Genomic DNA, 17,818 nt, shown 5'->3' with positions numbered 1-17,818 from the left:
CCTCACTCCCAGCGAGTGCAGGGGGTTTAGGCTTTTATACGCCCCAAAAAAACACCGCCCCAGCCTCCCGCCGGGGAACCGCAGGTACAGTCGGCACTCTCACCCACATGCCCATCGTTTCAGGAGGGTCGATGTTTCGTGCTCTGTTCGCGCTTGCGTTCTCGACGCTGCTCGGTTTCCTGGCCGTCGAGGGGCGTGCCGCCGATGCCCTGAACGTTCCCGGCGTGCAGGCCGGCCCCTCGATCGAAGGCATCCACGAATACCGCTTGGCCAACGGCCTGCAGGTGCTGCTGGTGCCGGATGCCTCCAAGCCGACCACCACGGTCAACCTGACCTACCGGGTCGGGTCGCGCCATGAGAGCTACGGCGAAACGGGCATGGCGCACCTGCTCGAGCACCTGATCTTCAAGGGCTCGCCGCGCTTCCCGAACCCCTGGGCCGAGTTCACCCGCCGCGGCCTGCGCGCCAACGGCTCGACCTGGCTGGACCGCACCAACTATTTCGCCAGCTTCGCGGCCAACGACGACAACCTGCGCTGGTACCTCGAGTGGCAGGCCGACGCGATGGTCAACAGCCACATCGCGCAGCGCGACCTGGACACCGAGATGACGGTGGTGCGCAACGAGATGGAGCGCGGCGAAAACAGCGCCGGTCGCATCCTGCTCGAAAAGGGGCTGGCCACGATGTACCAGTGGCACAACTACGGCAAGAGCACGATCGGCGCACGCTCGGACGTGGAGAACGTCGACATCGCGCGGCTGCAGGCCTTCTACCGCCGCTACTACCAGCCCGACAACGCGACGCTGATCGTCGCGGGCAGCTTCGACCCGAAGAAGACCCTGGCGTGGATCGTCGAGTCGTTCGGCAAGCTGCCCAGGCCCGAGCGGGAGCTGCCGCGGCTGTACACGCTGGACCCGGTGCAGGACGGCGAGCGCTCGGTGACGCTGCGGCGCGTCGGCGGTGTGCCGATGATCTACGCGCTGTACCACGTGCCGCCGGGCGCCCATCCGGACTACGCGGCGGTGGAGCTGCTGAGCCTGATCCTCGCCGACACCCCGTCGGGACGCCTGCACCGGGCGCTGGTCGACAAGCAGCTGGCGGCTGGCGTGTTCGGCTTCTCCCAGGCACTGGCCGACCCCGGCTTTGCCGTCTTCGGGGCGCAGCTGGCGCCCGGGCAGGACGTGGAGCGGGCGCGTGCGGTGCTGCTGGAGGTCATCGAGTCGATCGGGAGCCTGCCGCTGACCGAGGAAGAGTTGCGCCGGGCGCGCGCCAAGTGGCTGAAGGACTGGGACCTTGCGTTCGCCGACCCGGAACGCATCGGCGTGGCCCTGTCGGAAGCCATCGCGGCCGGCGACTGGCGGCTGTTCTTCCTGCTGCGTGACCGTGTACGCGGCATCGGGCTGGCAGACGTGCAGCGCGTGGCGCAGGAACGCCTGCTGGCCTCGAACCGCACGCTGGCCACTTACCTGCCGACCGACGCGCCGCGGCGCGCGCCTGCGCCCGAGCGTGTCGATGTCGCGAAAATGCTGGAAGGCTACCAGGGCGATGCCTCGGTGGCCCAGGTGGCGCCGTTCGACCCCACGCCGGCCAACATCGAGCGCCACACTCAACGCCATGCCTTGCCCAACGGCATGCAGCTCGCGCTGCTGCCCAAGCCGACGCGCGGCGCGATGGTCCGGGCCGAGCTGCGCCTGCGCTTCGGCACCGAGCATTCGCTCCAGGGGCTGGCCACGGTGGGGCAGCTGACCGCGGCGCTGCTCGACAAGGGCACGCGGACGCGGTCGCGCCAGCAGATCCAGGACCGGCTGGACGAGCTGGGGGCGGACATCGACATCTCGGGCGGCGCGACCGGGGTGGCGGTCTCGATGGCCGCGCGTCGCGACACGCTGCCCCAGGTACTGGAGCTGGTCGCGGAACTGCTGCGCGAGCCGGCCTTCCCGCCCGAGGCGCTGGAGGAGGTGCGCAAGCAGGCGCTCGCGCGCATCGACGCGCAGCGCCAGGATCCCGAGGCGCAGGTGGACCTCCTCCTTGGCCAGCGCTTCAGCCCCTATCCGCCCGGCGACGTGCGCCACGTGCCCTCGTTCGACGAGCGCGAGGCCGCCGTGCGGCGCGTCACGCTGGACGACGTGCGGCGTTTCCACCAGCGCTTCTACGGCGCCTCGCACGCGCAGTTCGCTGCGGTGGGCGATTTCGACGCCGAAGCGGTGCGCGCCGTGCTGGCCGAGCGGCTCGGCAACTGGCGCAGCGGTGAGCCGTATGCCCGGGTGCCACGGCCGTACGTGGAGGTGCGGCCCGAGCGCCTGGTGGTGCGCACGCCCGACCGCCAGAACGCCTACCTGCGCATGGACCTGGCACTGCCGGTGCAGGAATTGCACCCGGATTACCCGGCGCTGATGATGGCCAACTACCTGCTCGGCCAGGGCGGCAACTCACGGCTGTGGACGCGGGTACGCGAAACCGAGGGGCTGTCGTACAGCGTCCATGCCTACCTGGGCTGGAATGCCTGGGAGCCGTATACGGTGTGGAGCGCCAGCGCGATCTTCGCGCCGCAGAACCTCGAGCGGGTCGAGCAGGCGATGCGCGAGGAGATTGCCCGCGCGGTGGCCGAGGGCTTCACGGCCGAGGAGCTGCAGCAGGGGCGCGAAGGGCTGCTGAACTTCCGGCGCCTGTCGCGTGCACAGGACCGCAACCTGGCCGTGGCGCTGGTCGAGAACCTGCACCTCCAGCGCAACTTCCTGGTCTCGCAGCAGGTCGACGAGGCGCTGGCGCGCCTGAGCGTCGACGAGGTGAACGCCGCGTTGCGCAAGTATCTGCAGCCACAGCGCCTGGTGGTCGGCGCGGGCGGCGACTTCAAGTGAGCCGCCGGGCCGGTGCGAGGCCCGGGCCGGGCGTTCAGCCGGCCTTGAACGGCGAATGCTCGCGCAGCTCGTCGACGTAGAGCCCGATGTGCTCGCCTTCGTGCGCGAGATACTCCGCGACGGCGTCGGCAAAGGCCGGATGGGCGAGCCAGTGGGCCGACCAGGCCTGCACCGGCAGCAGGCCGCGGGCCATCTTGTGTTCGCCCTGCGCGCCGCCTTCGAACACCTGGTAACCGTGCGCGATGCACCAGTCGAGTGGCTGGTAGTAGCAGGCCTCGAAATGCAGGCAGGGCACGGCCTCGAGCGCGCCCCAGTAGCGCCCGAAGGCCCGCCGCGCCAGCGGGTCCAGCGCGACGAGCGAGGAAGCGATGCGCCGGCCGTCGCGCTGCGCGACGAACAGCAGCCAGTGCTGCGGCATGTGCTCGGCCACCCGCGTGAAGAAGTCGCGCGTCAGGTAGGGCGTCGAACGGTGCGCGTGGTAGGTCGCGCAGTAGCAGGCGTGGAAGAAGTCCCAGTCGTCGGCCGTGATCTCCGGCCCTGACAGGCAGGTGAAGCTCACGCCTGCTTCGGCGACGCGGCGGCGCTCCTGCTGGATCTTCTTGCGTTTCTCGCGCTGCAGGCTGGCGAGAAAGTCGGCGAAGTCGCGGTACGGCTCGGGCGTGCGGTTGTGCCAGTGGAACTGCACCGTGCGGCGCATCATCCAGCCGCGCGCCTGGGCCGCCTGCCGGTCGGCCTCGTCGAGGAACAGCAGGTGCACCGAGGACAGCCCATGGCCGCGCACGATGTGCTCCATCGCGGCCAGCAGCACGGCGCGCACCGCGTCGTCGCGCGCCAGCAGGCGCGAGCCAGGCACCGGGGTGAACGGCACCGCGCCGACCAGCTTGGGGTAGTAGGCCAGGCCGTGGCGACGGTAGGCGTCGGCCCAGGCCCAGTCGAACACGAACTCCCCCCAGGAGTGCGACTTCAGGTAGAGCGGGCAGGCGCCCACCAGCTCGCCGTCGCGCTCGACGGTCAGGAACTGCGGCTGCCAGCCGGTGTCCGCGGTGGCGCTGCCCGAGGCGTGCAGGGCCTCGAGGAAGGCATGGGACAGGAACGGCGTGGGGTGCGGCGAGGCGGCCAGCAGCGCATCCCAGCGCGCAGCATCCACGTGCGCGGGATCGTCATGCAGCCGAATGACATAATCGTCCGACACCCTCGACGGGTCCTTGTCTTCCACGTTCGTCGCGTCAGCGTTCTTCGATGTCATCCCCTGCATCCGTCAAGGCGGCAGTCGCCCAGTTCAACCCCGTGGTCGGTGATCTCGCAGGCAATGTCCGCAAGATCGTCGAGATGGCCCGTGCCGCCCATGCCCAGGGCGCGCAACTGGTGGTGACGCCCGAGCTTTCGATCTGCGGCTACCCGCCCGAAGACCTGCTGCTGCGCCCGGCCTTCGTGCGCGCCTGCGAACAGGCGGTGCGCGACTGCGCCGCGGCGCTCGCCGACCTGCCCGGCCTGTACCTGGTGGTGGGCCATCCGCAGTCGCGGAGCGCCCAGGGGGATGTTAGGACCAAGTCGATCGTCGCGCAGCGCTGTTTCAACGCGGCCTCGGTGCTCGCAGGGGGGCAGGTGCTCTCGACCTACGCGAAGCGCGAGCTGCCCAACTACCAGGTGTTCGACGAGCGCCGCTACTTCGTCTCCGGCCGCGAGGCGGGCTGTGGCCCGGTGGTGTTCGAGGTCGGTGGCCTGCGCTTCGGCCTCAACATCTGCGAGGACGCATGGTATGTCGAGCCGGCGCGCAGCGCGCGCCAGGCCGGTGCCGACGTGCTGCTGGTGCTCAACGCCTCGCCGTACCACGTCGGCAAGGTGCACGAGCGCGAGGAGCGCATGGCCGAGCGCGCGCGCGAATCGGGCATGCCCATCCTCTACGCCCACCAGGTGGGCGGGCAGGACGAGGTGGTGTTCGACGGGGCCTCGTTCGCGATCGACGGCAGCGGCCGGGTCGGCGCGCGCGCGCCGATGTTCGAGGAACACCTGCTGGTGGTCGACGTGACGCGCGAGCGCATCACCGGCACGGTGGCCGCGGTGCCCGAGCTGGAAGCGCAGGTCTGGGCGGCGCTGGTCACGGGGGTGCGCGACTACGTCGGCAAGAACGGCTTCCCCGGCGCCATCATCGGGCTGTCGGGCGGCATCGACTCGGCGCTGGTGCTCGCGGTCGCGGTCGATGCGCTGGGGGCGGACAAGGTGCGCGCGGTGATGATGCCCTCGCCGTACACCGCCGAGATCTCGTGGATCGACGCACGCGACATGGCCGCGCGCCTGGGCGTGCGCTATGACGAGTTCCCGATCGCGCCGATGTTCGACGCGTTCCGGGCCAGCCTGGCCGAGGAGTTCAGGGGCCTGCCCGAGGACACGACCGAGGAGAACATCCAGGCCCGCATCCGCGGCACGCTGCTGATGGCGCTGTCGAACAAGTACGGCTCCATCGTGCTGACCACGGGCAACAAGAGCGAGATGGCCACGGGCTACTGCACGCTCTACGGCGACATGGCCGGCGGCTTCGCGGTGATCAAGGACGTGGCCAAGACGCTGGTGTACCGCCTGGCCGAATGGAAGAACCGCCAGCCGACACGGCGCGCCGACGGCACCATCGGGCCGGTGATCCCGGAGCGCATCATCACCCGGCCGCCTTCGGCCGAGCTGCGCCCCGACCAGACCGACCAGGACAGCCTGCCGCCATACGAGGTGCTCGACGCCATCATGCAGCGCTACATGGAGGACGACCAGAGCATCGAGGAGATCGTCGCCGCCGGCTTCGATCCCGCGGACGTCGAGCGGGTGACGCGGCTGCTCAAGGTCAACGAGTACAAGCGACGTCAGGCGCCGGTCGGCATCCGCATCACGCACCGCGCGTTCGGCCGGGACTGGCGCTATCCGATCACGTCGAAGTTCCGCGCGTAGACTAGACTAGAGCCAACGATTTCAGCATCACGGAGCCGACATGAAACAGATCACCGCCATCATCAAACCCTTCAAGCTCGAGGAAGTGCGCGAGGCCCTGGCCGAAGTCGGCGTCCAGGGCCTCACGGTCACCGAGGTGAAGGGTTTCGGCCGCCAGAAGGGCCACACCGAGCTGTACCGCGGCGCGGAGTACGTGGTCGACTTCCTGCCCAAGGTGAAGGTCGAGGTCGTCGTGAAGGACGATGACGTCGAGCGCTGCATCGAGGCCATCGTCAAGGCCGCCAAGACCGGCAAGATCGGCGACGGCAAGATCTTCGTCACCCCGGTCGAGCAGGTGGTGCGCATCCGCACCGGCGAGACCGACGAGGCCGCGATCTGACGCCGCGCGCGATCGCCGCGATCGAACCCGCCCTCGGGCGGGTTTTTTGTTGCCGGCTTCAGATGCGGCTGTAGTCGTCCGGCTCGGTGGCGGTGAGCGCCAGCTGCGCGAGGCGCTCGAGCAGGGGCAGCGGCTGCGTGTCGACCTGCAGCAGCTCCATCTGGCGCTGGTCGACGAAGCCGGCCTGCTGCGTGTGCTGCATGAAGGCGATCAGGCCGTCGTAGTAGCCGTCGGTGTTGAGCAGCCCGACCGGCTTGTCGTGGTAGCCGAGCTGGCGCCAGGTCCACACCTCGAACAGCTCCTCGAAGGTGCCGATGCCGCCCGGCAGCGCGAGGAACGCGTCGGCGCGCTCGGCCATCATGCGCTTGCGTTCGTGCATGGTCTGCACGATGTGCAGCTCGGTCAGGCCCTGGTGGCCCATCTCGCGGTCCATCAGCGCCTGCGGGATCACGCCGACCGCGGTGCCGCCGGCGGCCAGCGTGGCGTCGGCGACCTGGCCCATCAGGCCGGCGCGGCCGCCGCCGTAGACCAGCCGCCAGCCCTTGCGGCCGATCCAGGTGCCGACCTCCCGGGCCACGCCGGCATACGCCGGAGAGGCGCCCAGGCGCGAGCCGCAATAGACACAGACGGAAAAAACGCTCATGGGAGACACAGACCTTTCATGCAGGGGGGAGGCCGGGGCGCAGGCGGCGGGGCAGGGGAAGGCGCGCTCAGCGCTTGCCCTGGGCCGCGGGCGGCACCCACGGCACCAGCTGGGTGCCGCACAGCGCATCGTGCCAGAACTGCCGGCGCGGGTGCAGGAAGGACAGCGCCGCGTAGCACAGCACCCAGGCGAGGATGATGCCGAAGACGGCCCACCCGCTCACCGTCAGGCCGAGCCACCACAAGGCGAGCAGGGGCGGCGCGAACCAGACCCAGCTGCACAGGTAGCGCGCGATCGCACGGCCGACGCCGACCGGCTGGCCATCCACCGTCAGCAGTCGCACGTGCCAGGTCTGCATCGCCAGCGTCTGGCCCGAGCGGGTCCACAGCCACACGAAGTACAGGCCGACGACGACCAGCAGCACCAGCCCGAGGCCGGTGCGGCCCTGCAGGGCATGCTGCTGCCGCGTCGCGGTCGAGTAGATGAAGGCCGCGGTGAAGCTGACGCCGAACAGCAGCACGCCTTCATAGAGGAAGCTCGCGAGACGCCGGCGCAGCGGCGGGGCTTTCTGGCGGGCGAGGTCGGTGCTCGCCGTATCGGAGGAAGGCGCTGTCATCTCGGGCGCAAACGGGTAAAGGGGACGGGGCACGCAAGACCTTGCGTCGTCGCAGCGACCAAAGCGTGACCGGCACCTGTGCAGCAGCCGGCCGCGGCAACCGCAAGGGCAAATCCGAAACCGGAAATTATCGCATTCGCCACACCCTGGCCCGAGATCCGGCGCAGCAGCGCGCGGCAACCCGCGGCGAAATGCCATAATGCTGCTTTGCACAACATACGGGTCTCGACTCGGACGCCCGACCTGGGTTTCCCCGTTCATGACCGCGCAGGCTCCACACCCGTCTCACGAGGACGTGGAAAGGAGCACCGATCGTTTTTCGTTAGAGAAATTCAGAAAGGTTCGAAATGGACATGTCTGCCGCGGAACTCAAGCGTGCCGCCGCCACGGACGGCAAAGCCCCCCCGCAGAACCAAACTCCCGCGGAGCTCAACGGCTCCGAAATCCTGGTGCGCTGCCTCCAGGCCGAAGGCGTCAAGTACATCTGGGGCTACCCCGGCGGCGCCGTCCTCTACATCTACGACGCGCTGTACAAGCAGGACAGCATCGAGCACGTGCTCGTGCGCCATGAACAGGCGGCGGTGCATGCGGCAGACGGCTACGCGCGCGCCACCGGCAACGTCGGCGTCGCGCTGGTCACCTCGGGTCCGGGCGTGACGAACGCGATCACCGGCATCGCGACCGCCTACATGGATTCCATCCCGATGGTGATCATCACCGGCCAGGTGCCCACGCCCGCGATCGGGCTGGACGCCTTCCAGGAGTGCGACACCGTCGGCATCACGCGTCCGATCGTCAAGCACAACTTCCTGGTCAAGGACGTGCGCGACCTGGCCCGCACCATCAAGAAGGCCTTCCACATCGCGCGCACCGGCCGGCCCGGCCCGGTGGTGGTCGACATCCCGAAGGACGTGTCGCTGAAGACGACCACCTTCGAGTATCCCGAGACGGTCGAGATGCGCTCCTACAACCCGGTGCGCAAGGGCCACGGCGGCCAGATCCGCAAGGCCGTGCAGCTGCTGATGCAGGCCAAGCGGCCCTACATCTACACCGGTGGCGGCGTGATCCTGGGCAATGCCTCGGCCGAGCTGCGCGAGCTGGTCGACCTGCTCGGCTACCCGTGCACCAACACGCTGATGGGCCTGGGCGCCTATCCGGCCAGTGATCCGAAGTTCCTCGGCATGCTGGGCATGCACGGCACCTACGAAGCCAACATGACGATGCAGAACTGCGACGTCCTGCTGGCCGTGGGGGCCCGCTTCGACGACCGCGTGATCGGCAACCCGGCGCACTTTGCCTCGGTGGCGCGCAAGATCATCCACATCGACATCGACCCGTCGTCGATCTCCAAGCGCGTCAAGGTCGACATCCCCATCGTCGGCGACGTCAAGGACGTGCTGCAGGAGCTCATCGCCCAGATCAAGGAGCAGCAGCTGCGCCCGGACACCCAGGCGCTGTCGGCTTGGTGGGGCCAGATCAACGAGTGGCGCAAGCGCGAGTGCCTGAAGTACCGGCACTCGGACGAGGTCATCAAGCCCCAGTACGTGATCGAGACGCTGTGGGAGCTGACCCGGGACCGCGAGACCTACATCACCTCCGACGTCGGCCAGCACCAGATGTGGGCTGCGCAGTTCTACCGTTTCGACGAGCCGCGCCGCTGGATCAACTCGGGCGGCCTGGGCACGATGGGCGTGGGCCTACCGTACGCGATGGGCATCAAGCTGGCCAAGCCCGAGGCGGACGTGTTCTGCATCACCGGCGAGGGCTCGATCCAGATGTGCATCCAGGAGCTCTCGACCTGCCAGCAGTACCAGACGCCGGTCAAGATCATCTCGCTGAACAACCGCTACCTGGGCATGGTGCGCCAGTGGCAGCAGCTCGAATACAGCGGCCGCTACTCGCACAGCTACATGGATGCGCTGCCCGACTTCGTGAAGCTGGCCGAGGCCTACGGGCACGTGGGCCTGAAGATCGAGAAGCCGTCCGAGGTGGAGCCGGCGCTGCGCGAGATGATGCGCCTGAAGGACCGCACCGTGTTCCTCGACGTGCGCACCGATCCGACCGAGAACGTCTGGCCCATGGTCCAGGCGGGCAAGGGCATCACGGAGATGCTGCTGGGTTCCGAGGACCTCTGACGGCCGGCAAGCCCGGCAAGGGCGCACCCGTTACCGCGGGGCGTCAGGCGCCGGGCGGACGGCCCGCGAGACTCGGGCGATACTTCCTCCCCTGATCGAAAGGCGTGGCCAAGGGCCTGCGGTTACCGCCGCCGGCCTGAAGAGCGCGAACGACGACACATGAAACACATCATCGCAGTGCTGCTGGAGAACGAACCCGGCGCACTTTCCCGCGTGGTGGGCCTGTTCTCGGCCCGCGGCTACAACATCGAAAGCCTGACGGTGGCGCCGACGGAAGACCCGTCGCTGTCGCGCATGACCATCGTCACGACCGGCTCGGACGACGTCATCGAGCAGATCACCAAGCACCTGAACCGCCTGATCGAGGTGGTGAAGGTGGTGGACCTCACCGAGGGCAGCTACACCGAGCGCGAGCTCATGCTGATCAAGGTGCGGGCGGTCGGCAAGGAGCGCGAAGAGATGAAGCGCATGGCCGACATCTTCCGCGGCCGCATCATTGACGTGACCGAGAAGACCTACACCATCGAGCTCACCGGGGATGCGGCCAAGCTCGACGCCTTCATCGAGGCGATCGAGCGCACCTCGATCCTCGAGACCGTGCGCACCGGCACCAGCGGCATCGGCCGCGGCGAGCGCATCCTGCGGGTTTGAACTTTTTTTCGTGAACGAGTGGCAAGTGAAGCGGTGAACATGTGAGGTGGGGCATTCGACGCGGTTGGCACTCGTTCACGCGGTCGCTCGGTCACCTGTTCACAAATACAAGTTGGAGAAATACATGAAGGTCTATTACGACAAGGACGCCGATCTGAGCCTCATCAAGGGCAAGAACGTCACCATCATCGGCTACGGCTCGCAAGGCCACGCCCACGCGCTGAACCTGCGTGACAGCGGCGTGAACGTGACCGTCGGCGTGCGCCGCAGCGGCGCGTCCTGGGCCAAGGCCGAAGCCGCCGGCCTGAAGGTGGCCGAGATCGCCGAAGCCGTGAAGACGGCCGACGTCGTGATGATCCTGCTGCCGGACGAGCAGATCGCCGCGGTCTACAAGGCCGACGTCGAGCCCCACATCAAGCAGGGCGCGTCGCTCGCCTTCGCGCACGGCTTCAACGTGCACTACGGCCAGGTCGTGCCGCGCGCCGACCTGGACGTCTGGATGGTCGCGCCCAAGGCCCCGGGGCACACCGTGCGTGCCACCTACGCCCAAGGCGGCGGCGTGCCGCACCTGGTGGCGGTGCACCAGGACCGCTCCGGCAAGGCGCGTGACCTGGCCCTGAGCTACGCCGTGGCCAACGGCGGCGGCAAGGCGGGCATCATCGAGACCAACTTCCGCGAAGAGACCGAAACCGACCTGTTCGGCGAGCAGGCCGTGCTGTGCGGCGGCACTGTCGAGCTGATCAAGGCCGGCTTCGAGACGCTGGTGGAAGCCGGCTACGCGCCCGAGATGGCCTACTTCGAGTGCCTGCACGAGCTGAAGCTGATCGTCGACCTGATCTACGAAGGCGGCATCGCCAACATGAACTACTCGATCTCGAACAACGCCGAGTACGGTGAGTACGTCACCGGCCCGCGCATCGTGACCGAGGAGACCAAGAACGCGATGCGCGCCGTGCTGAAGGACATCCAGACCGGCGAATACGCCAAGAGCTTCATCCTGGAGAACAAGGCCGGTGCGCCGACCCTGGCCTCACGCCGCCGCCTGACCGCCGAGCACCAGATCGAGGTGGTGGGCGAGAAGCTGCGCGCGATGATGCCCTGGATCAAGGCCAAGCGCCTGGTCGACCCGACCAAGAACTGATCGCACCTGGCTGCCGCCGGTCGCAGCGACCGGTGGCGCGCCCGTGCGCCAACCGCCCGCAGGTCTTCGGACCCGGGCGGTTCTTTCATCCCATGGCGCCCGGAACACTTGACCGGTCCGTACTCCTGCATACAGTTAGCACGAACGAACGCAAACAGTTGCACAGGAGGAAGACCAATGGATACGCAAACCCTGGTGGATTCGCTGGAGGCGAGCCTGGGCCGCCACCTGCCCACGCTGGCCGGTGCCCTGGCCATCCTGGTGCTCGGATGGCTGCTGGCGGTCATCCTGCGCGCCGGCGCCCGTCGCGCGATGGCCGCGCTGCGGGTCAACGAGCGCCTGGCGCAGAACCTGGACCGCCGTGTGGACGTCGAGCAGATCGTCGCGTTGTCGCTGTTCTGGGTGGTTCTGTTCTTCACCCTGCTGACGGTGCTGAACGTGCTCGACCTCCAGGCGGCGTCCCAGCCGCTGGCCATCCTCGTGTCGCAGTTCACCGGCTACCTGCCGCACCTGCTGGCCGGCATCATCGTCTCGCTGCTGGCCTGGACCTTGGCCAGCCTGTTGCGCGCGCTGGTCAACAAGGCGCTCGCGGCCACCCGCCTCGACGACAAGCTCGCCGAGCAGGCCGGCATGCAGGCGATGAGCCGCAGCGTGGCCAACGTGCTGTTCTGGCTGGTGATCCTGTTGTTCCTGCCGGCCATCCTCTCGGCCTTCCAGCTGCACGGCCTGCTCGAGCCGGTGCAGGGCATGGTCGACCGCGCCCTGGGCATGCTGCCCGACATCGTCGCGGCCGGGCTGATCGGCTTCGTCGGCTGGCTGGTGGCGACCATCCTGCGCGGCCTGGTGAGCAACCTGCTGGCCGCTGCCGGTGCCGACGCGCTGGGCCAGCGCATCGGCCTGGCCGCCGGCGCCAGCCTGTCGCGCCTGGCCGGCACGCTGGTGTTCATCCTCGTGTTCGTGCCCAGCCTGATCGCCGCGCTTGATGCGCTGCACATCACGGCGATCTCGCATCCGGCCACGCTGATGCTGCAGCGCTTCTTCGATGCGGTGCCGAACATCATCGCGGCGGCGCTGATCCTGCTGCTGACGTGGTACGTGGCGCGCTTTGCCGCCCAATTGCTGGCGCGGCTGCTCTCCAGCCTCGGGTTCGACCAGTTGCCCGCCAAGCTCGGCGCCGGGCACATCTTCGCCGGGTCGACCCAGGCCTCGGACCTGGTCAAGGGCATCGTGGTCTTCTTCGCGATGCTGTTTGCCACCGTCGAGGCCGCCAACCAGCTGGGCTTCACCCAGGTGCGCGACATCGTCTCGATGTTCATCGCCTTCGGCGGTGACGTCCTGCTCGGCGCGGCGATCCTCGTGATCGGCTTCTGGCTGGCCAACGCGGCCTACCGCGCGATCGACCAGGCCAGCGGCCCGCACACCACCGGGCTGGCCGGGGCGGCACGCGTGGCCATCCTGGGGCTGGTGCTGGCCATGGGCCTGCGCGCGATGGGCATCGCCGACGACATCGTCAACCTGGCCTTCGGCCTGACGCTCGGCGCGGTCGCGGTGGCCGTGGCGCTGTCGTTCGGGCTGGGTGGCCGGGAGGCGGCCGGCAAGCTGATGGAGCACTGGCTGTCGCGCTGGCGCAAGGACTGAAGTGGCCGGGACGCGCCCAGGGGCGCGGGGGAGGGAGGGCTCGGCCCGTTGAGGGCTGTTGTATCCTCCCGACCATGATCCACTCGACGCAACAGGCATGACCGAGCCGCAGGATCCCGCGGGCACGGCCGTGCCCGACCTCTCTGCCCGGCCCCGGCGCAAGGGCATCTACATCCTTCCCAACCTGTTCACGCTGGCTGCCCTGTTCGCCGGCTTCTACGCCGTCGTCATGGCGATGAACGGGCGCTTCGACCTGGCCGCGGTCGGCATCTTCAGTGCCGCCGTGCTCGACAGCCTCGACGGCCGGGTCGCGCGCATGACCAACACCCAGAGCACCTTCGGCGAGCAGATGGACAGCCTGTCCGACATGGTGTCCTTCGGGGCCGCGCCTGCGCTGATCGTCTATGAATGGGCGCTGCAGGGCCTGGGCAAGCTGGGCTGGCTGGCCGCGTTCATCTACTGCGCCGGTGCGGCGCTGCGGCTGGCGCGCTTCAACACCAACATCGGCATCGTCGACAAGCGCTTCTTCCAGGGGCTGCCCAGCCCGGCGGCCGCGGCGATGGTGATCGGCCTGGTGTGGGTGATGGACGACTTCGGCTACAAGGGGGTCGAACACATCCCGTGGCTGGCCTGGACGGCGTTCGGCTTCACGGTCTACGCCGGCCTGACCATGGTCACCAACGTGCCGTTCTACAGCTTCAAGGACATCAGCTTCCGCCGCTCGGTGCCGTTCATCGTGATCGTCGCGATCGCGCTGGCGTTCGCGGTGGTCGCCTACGACCCGCCACGCGTGCTGTTCGGGCTGTTCGTGCTGTACGGCCTGTCGGGCTACGTCGTCTACTTGGTCAAGAAGTCGCGCGGCAAGCCGGTCAGCGTGATCGCGGTGTCGACCGACGAGCCCGACGAGCAGGGCCTGCACCAGTAGCTGCCCCCGGGCCGGGCCCGAGGCCGCAAGGGCAGGGCCCGTGGTATATTGACCGCATGACGATCCGCATCGCCGCCATTTCGCTAGCGCTTCTAGGAGTGCCACGGGCGCGCTGATGAGTCACGTCTGAAGATTTCACGCATCAACGGCCCGCAAGCGCACAGCTGGCGGGCCGTTTTGCATTGGACACACCCACGACACGGCATCCACACGACGGAGTTCACCATGGCCGACAAGCTGATCATTTTCGACACGACCCTGCGTGACGGGGAGCAGTCGCCCGGCGCCTCGATGACGAAGGACGAGAAGCTGCGGATCGCGCGCCAGCTCGAACGCCTGCGTGTGGACGTGATCGAGGCGGGCTTTGCCGCCTCGTCGAACGGTGACTTCGAGGCGGTCAAGGCGATCGCCAACGCGGTGAAGGATTCCACCGTCTGCTCGCTGGCGCGCGCCAACGACCGCGACATCGCGCGCGCGGCCGAGGCGCTGAAGGGGGCCAACTCGGCGCGCATCCACACCTTCATCGCGACCAGCCCGCTGCACATGGAGAAGAAGCTGCGCATGACGCCGGACCAGGTCTACGAGCAGGCCCGGCTGGCGGTGCGCTTCGCGCGCAACCTGTGCGGCGACATCGAGTTCTCGCCCGAGGACGGCTACCGCTCCGAGATCGACTTCCTGTGCCGCGTGCTGGAGGCCGTGATCGACGAGGGCGCGACCACCATCAACATCCCCGACACGGTCGGCTACGCCATCCCCGAGCTGTACGGCAACTTCATCAAGACGCTGCGCGAGCGCATCCCGAACTCGGACAAGGCGGTCTGGTCGGTGCACTGCCACAACGACCTCGGCATGGCGGTGGCCAACTCGCTGGCCGGCGTGAAGATCGGCGGCGCGCGCCAGGTCGAGTGCACCATCAACGGCCTGGGCGAGCGCGCCGGCAACTGCGCGCTGGAGGAGGTCGTGATGGCGGTGCGCACCCGCCGCGACTACTTCGGGCTGGAGGTGGGCATCGACACCACCCAGATCGTGCCCGCCTCGCGCCTGGTGTCGCAGACCACCGGCTTCGTCGTGCAGCCGAACAAGGCGGTGGTCGGCGCCAACGCCTTCGCGCACGCCTCGGGCATCCACCAGGACGGCGTGCTCAAGGCGCGCGACACCTACGAGATCATGCGCGCCGAGGACGTGGGCTGGTCGGCCAACAAGATCGTGCTGGGCAAGCTGTCCGGCCGCAACGCCTTCAAGCAGCGCCTGCAGGAGCTGGGCATCGAGCTGGAGTCGGAGGCCGAGATCAACGCCGCGTTCCTGCGCTTCAAGGACCTGGCCGACCGCAAGAGCGAGATCTTCGACGAGGACATCATCGCGCTGGTCAGCGACGAGAGCGTGACCGCCGAGCAGGAGCACTACCGGCTGCTGGCGCTGTCGCAGAGCTCCGAGATGGGCGAGCGCCCGCACGCCAAGGTGGTGTTCGCGATCGGCGAGGAGGAGCACCGCGCCGAGGCCGTGGGCAACGGTCCGGTCGACGCGAGCATCAAGGCCATCGAGTCGAAGGTGCAAAGTGGCGCGGAATTGCTGCTGTATTCGGTCAATGCCATCACGTCCGGCAGCACAGAATCCCAGGGCGAGGTGACCGTCCGTCTGCAGCATGGCGGCCGGGTGGTCAACGGCGTGGGGGCCGACCCGGACATCGTGGTGGCGTCCGCCAAGGCCTACCTGGCGGCGCTCAACAAGCTCCACAGCAAGGCGGAGCGCGTCGCGGCCCAGGGTTGACGGGTGTGAATTTGTGACGTTCACCCACGACTTGAGAAAAGACTTGTAAGTTTTTGATCTTGCGTGGCTTTTGCCCTTCGCCTACACTCGCTTGGCCGAGTTACTGGAGGTTGCCGTGTTGGCGTGGGGCAAATGGTTGCGGTCGCGGGGGTGGTTGTCGGTCCTGATCGCCTGCCTGATCGCGGCTGGTCCGGCCACCGTGGACGCCGCCGCGAAGAAGGGTGACGGCAAGCGCCCGGCCGCCACCAGCGTCTCCAAGGGCAAGAAGGCCGCCGGCAAGCGCCCGGTCGCGAGGAAGGCCAAGGCCGCACCGCGCGCCAAGACGAAGGCCAAGAAGCAGGTCGTCACCGCGTCGGCCAAGCAGCGCGGCAAGTCCTCCGTGCGGCGCGTCGCCGCCGTGGTGCCCGCCCGGCCGTCCTATGGCCATGCCTTCGGCCTGCACGAGACGGCCGACCCCCTGGGCCTGAAGTCCAGCGTCGCCCTGGTGGTCGACCAGGACACCGGCGAGGTGCTGATCAACAAGAATGCCCAGGCGGTGCTGCCGATCGCCTCGCTGACCAAGCTGATGACGGCGCTGGTCGTCATCGAGGCGCAGCAGCCGCTGGACGAGGTCCTGACCATCACCGCCGAGGACGTCGACACCGAGAAGGGCAGCAGCTCGCGCCTGGCGCTCGGGACGCGGCTGACTCGCGGCGAGATGCTGCACCTGGCGCTGATGTCGTCGGAGAACCGCGCCGCCAACGCGCTCGGGCGCCACTATCCGGGGGGACTGCCGGCCTTCGTCGAGGCGATGAACCGCAAGGCGCGCGAGCTCGGCATGCAGGACACGCGCTATGTCGAACCCACCGGGCTGTCCAGCCGCAACCAGTCGACCGCGCGCGACCTGGCCCTGCTGGTCAAGGCCGCGTACCAGTACCCGCTGATCCGCGAGCTGTCGACCTCGCCGGAGTACGGGGTGGCGATCGGCAAGCGCCAGCTGCACTACCGCAACACCAACGGGCTGGTCTACAAGGACGACTGGGACATCGGCCTGCAGAAGACGGGCTACATCTCCGAGGCCGGACGTTGCCTGGTGATGCAGGCGCAGCTGGCCGGCCGCAAGCTGATCATGGTGTTCCTCGACTCGGCCGGGCGCTATTCACGCATCGGGGATGCCGAGCGCGTGCGCCGCTGGATCGAGGAGCTGGATTTCTCCAGGGACATGGAGACCGAGGACGGCGATCCGATGCCCCGGGTCACGTCCTGACCACCGCAGCGCTGCCCTGACGAACAGCCCGGCCCTGCCGGGCTGTCGCATGGGCGGGGCCTCAGCGCTTGGGCGGCTTGTAGCCGAGTGCCGCGGAGATCTGCGCGGCGGTGTTGGTCAGGTGGTCGAGCCAGCTTTCTTCCAGCCGGTCGGCCGGGGCCGAGATCGACAGGCCGGCGACCAGCTTGCCCTGGTCGTCGTGGATGCCGGCGGCCATGCAGCGCACGCCCAGTTCCAGCTCCTCGTTGTCGCGCGCCGTGCCGTACTGGCGCACCTTGGCGAGCTCGCGCTCCAGCGCGGCGAGGTCGGTGATGCTGTTGCGGGTGTGGCCGGCCAGCCCGGTGCGCGTCGCATAGGCACGCACGCGCTGCGGGTCGTCATGGGCGAGGAAGAGCTTGCCGACCGAGGTCAGGTGCAACGGGGCGCGGCCGCCGACCGCGCGCACCACCTGCATGCCCGAGCGCTCGCTGTAGGTGCGCTCGATGTAGACGATCTCGTCGCCCTGCCGCACCGAGAGGTTGACCGGCTGGTGGGTCAGCTTGTGCAGCTCGCGCATCGGCCCGAGCGCCGCGTCACGCACGTCCAGCCGCGCCTTGACCAGGTTGCCCAGCTCGAGCAGGCGCATGCCCAGCCGGTAGCTGCCGGCTTCCGGGCGGTCGACGAAGCGCCCCAGCGCCAGGTCGTTCAGGATGCGGTGCGCGGTGGAGGGGTGCAGCCCCGTCTGCTCGCTGATCTCCTTCAGGGAGACGGGATCCTGATGGGCGGCGAGCACGTCCAGCAGGGCGAACATCCGTTCCAGGACCTGGATGGTGGGAGTACTGCCCTCGGTTTTTTTCATAGCTGAATTTTCGCTCAGAACGGTTCATTTTTGCATGGCGAAAA

Annotated in this window: 14 protein-coding genes; 10 read left to right on the top strand and 4 right to left on the bottom strand. The window is 68.4% G+C overall.

All coding sequences use genetic code 11. The features are described 5' to 3' along the window. Window positions 1-131 precede the first annotated feature (131 nt). Window positions 132-2,858 (top strand): pitrilysin family protein, encoded by a 2,727-nt coding sequence (locus tag Q0319_RS11270; RefSeq protein ID WP_299452577.1) that lies wholly within the window; start codon window positions 132-134, stop codon window positions 2,856-2,858. A gap of 34 nt (window positions 2,859-2,892) precedes the next feature. On the opposite strand, the gene Q0319_RS11265 is transcribed toward Q0319_RS11270, so the two are convergent. Further along, a complete protein-coding gene (locus Q0319_RS11265; protein ID WP_299452575.1) occupies window positions 2,893-4,104 on the bottom strand; it encodes a GNAT family N-acetyltransferase in 1,212 nt (403 codons plus the stop codon). Between Q0319_RS11265 and Q0319_RS11260 the strand changes: the two genes are divergently transcribed. Together Q0319_RS11260 and glnK are read left to right on the top strand one after the other, a co-directional pair. Beyond that, on the top strand, window positions 4,098-5,795 hold the full coding sequence (locus Q0319_RS11260) for an NAD+ synthase (RefSeq protein ID WP_132764996.1): 1,698 nt from the start codon (window positions 4,098-4,100) through the stop codon (window positions 5,793-5,795). The genes Q0319_RS11265 and Q0319_RS11260 overlap by 7 nt on opposite strands. Before the next feature lie 40 nt (window positions 5,796-5,835). Next, window positions 5,836-6,174: a P-II family nitrogen regulator gene (gene glnK, locus Q0319_RS11255; protein WP_104356975.1), complete on the top strand. Its 339-nt coding sequence runs from the start codon at window positions 5,836-5,838 to the stop codon at window positions 6,172-6,174. A 58-nt stretch (window positions 6,175-6,232) separates the two neighbouring features. On the opposite strand, the gene Q0319_RS11250 is transcribed toward glnK, so the two are convergent. Next, window positions 6,233-6,817, bottom strand: coding sequence for a TIGR00730 family Rossman fold protein (locus tag Q0319_RS11250; RefSeq protein WP_104356974.1), 585 nt, complete (start codon window positions 6,815-6,817; stop codon window positions 6,233-6,235). Between the two features lie 67 nt (window positions 6,818-6,884). Beyond that, entirely contained in the window at window positions 6,885-7,433 is a 549-nt protein-coding gene (locus tag Q0319_RS11245) for an RDD family protein (RefSeq protein ID WP_104356973.1), read from the bottom strand. Window positions 7,434-7,780: 347 nt separating this feature from the next. Here Q0319_RS11245 and Q0319_RS11240 point away from each other — a divergent pair, with 347 nt between their 5' ends. The 7 genes from Q0319_RS11240 (at window position 7,781) to pbpG (ending at window position 16,936) form a co-directional block, all read left to right on the top strand. Next, window positions 7,781-9,568: an acetolactate synthase 3 catalytic subunit gene (locus Q0319_RS11240; protein ID WP_104356972.1), complete on the top strand. Its 1,788-nt coding sequence runs from the start codon at window positions 7,781-7,783 to the stop codon at window positions 9,566-9,568. Window positions 9,569-9,727: 159 nt separating this feature from the next. Beyond that, a complete protein-coding gene (gene ilvN / locus Q0319_RS11235) occupies window positions 9,728-10,219 on the top strand; it encodes an acetolactate synthase small subunit (protein WP_104356971.1) in 492 nt (163 codons plus the stop codon). Between the two features lie 124 nt (window positions 10,220-10,343). Beyond that, window positions 10,344-11,360, top strand: coding sequence for a ketol-acid reductoisomerase (gene ilvC / locus Q0319_RS11230; protein WP_104356970.1), 1,017 nt, complete (start codon window positions 10,344-10,346; stop codon window positions 11,358-11,360). A 177-nt stretch (window positions 11,361-11,537) separates the two neighbouring features. Beyond that, window positions 11,538-12,998 carry a mechanosensitive ion channel gene (locus Q0319_RS11225; RefSeq protein ID WP_104356969.1) on the top strand — a complete coding sequence of 487 codons (1,461 nt, stop codon included), beginning with the start codon at window positions 11,538-11,540 and terminating at the stop codon, window positions 12,996-12,998. Between the two features lie 97 nt (window positions 12,999-13,095). Then, complete coding sequence (pssA, locus tag Q0319_RS11220) at window positions 13,096-13,923, top strand: phosphatidylcholine/phosphatidylserine synthase (RefSeq protein WP_104356968.1); 828 nt, start codon at window positions 13,096-13,098, stop codon at window positions 13,921-13,923. Window positions 13,924-14,148: 225 nt separating this feature from the next. Next, the gene (locus Q0319_RS11215; protein ID WP_104356967.1) at window positions 14,149-15,690 is read left to right on the top strand and encodes a 2-isopropylmalate synthase; all 1,542 of its coding nucleotides are present in this window, start codon (window positions 14,149-14,151) and stop codon (window positions 15,688-15,690) included. A gap of 154 nt (window positions 15,691-15,844) precedes the next feature. Next, window positions 15,845-16,936 carry a D-alanyl-D-alanine endopeptidase gene (gene pbpG / locus Q0319_RS11210; protein WP_232529252.1) on the top strand — a complete coding sequence of 364 codons (1,092 nt, stop codon included), beginning with the start codon at window positions 15,845-15,847 and terminating at the stop codon, window positions 16,934-16,936. Window positions 16,937-16,997: 61 nt separating this feature from the next. Here pbpG and Q0319_RS11205 read toward each other — a convergent pair whose 3' ends face one another. Next, window positions 16,998-17,774, bottom strand: coding sequence for an IclR family transcriptional regulator (locus Q0319_RS11205; protein WP_104356965.1), 777 nt, complete (start codon window positions 17,772-17,774; stop codon window positions 16,998-17,000). Window positions 17,775-17,818 lie beyond the last annotated feature (44 nt).

The sequence above is a fragment of the uncultured Pigmentiphaga sp. genome (assembly GCF_937950555.1).
Classification (GTDB): domain Bacteria; phylum Pseudomonadota; class Gammaproteobacteria; order Burkholderiales; family Burkholderiaceae_B; genus Pigmentiphaga.
The sequence above is the reverse complement of the archived record's forward strand: the minus strand, read 5'-3'. Positions and strand labels throughout refer to the sequence as shown.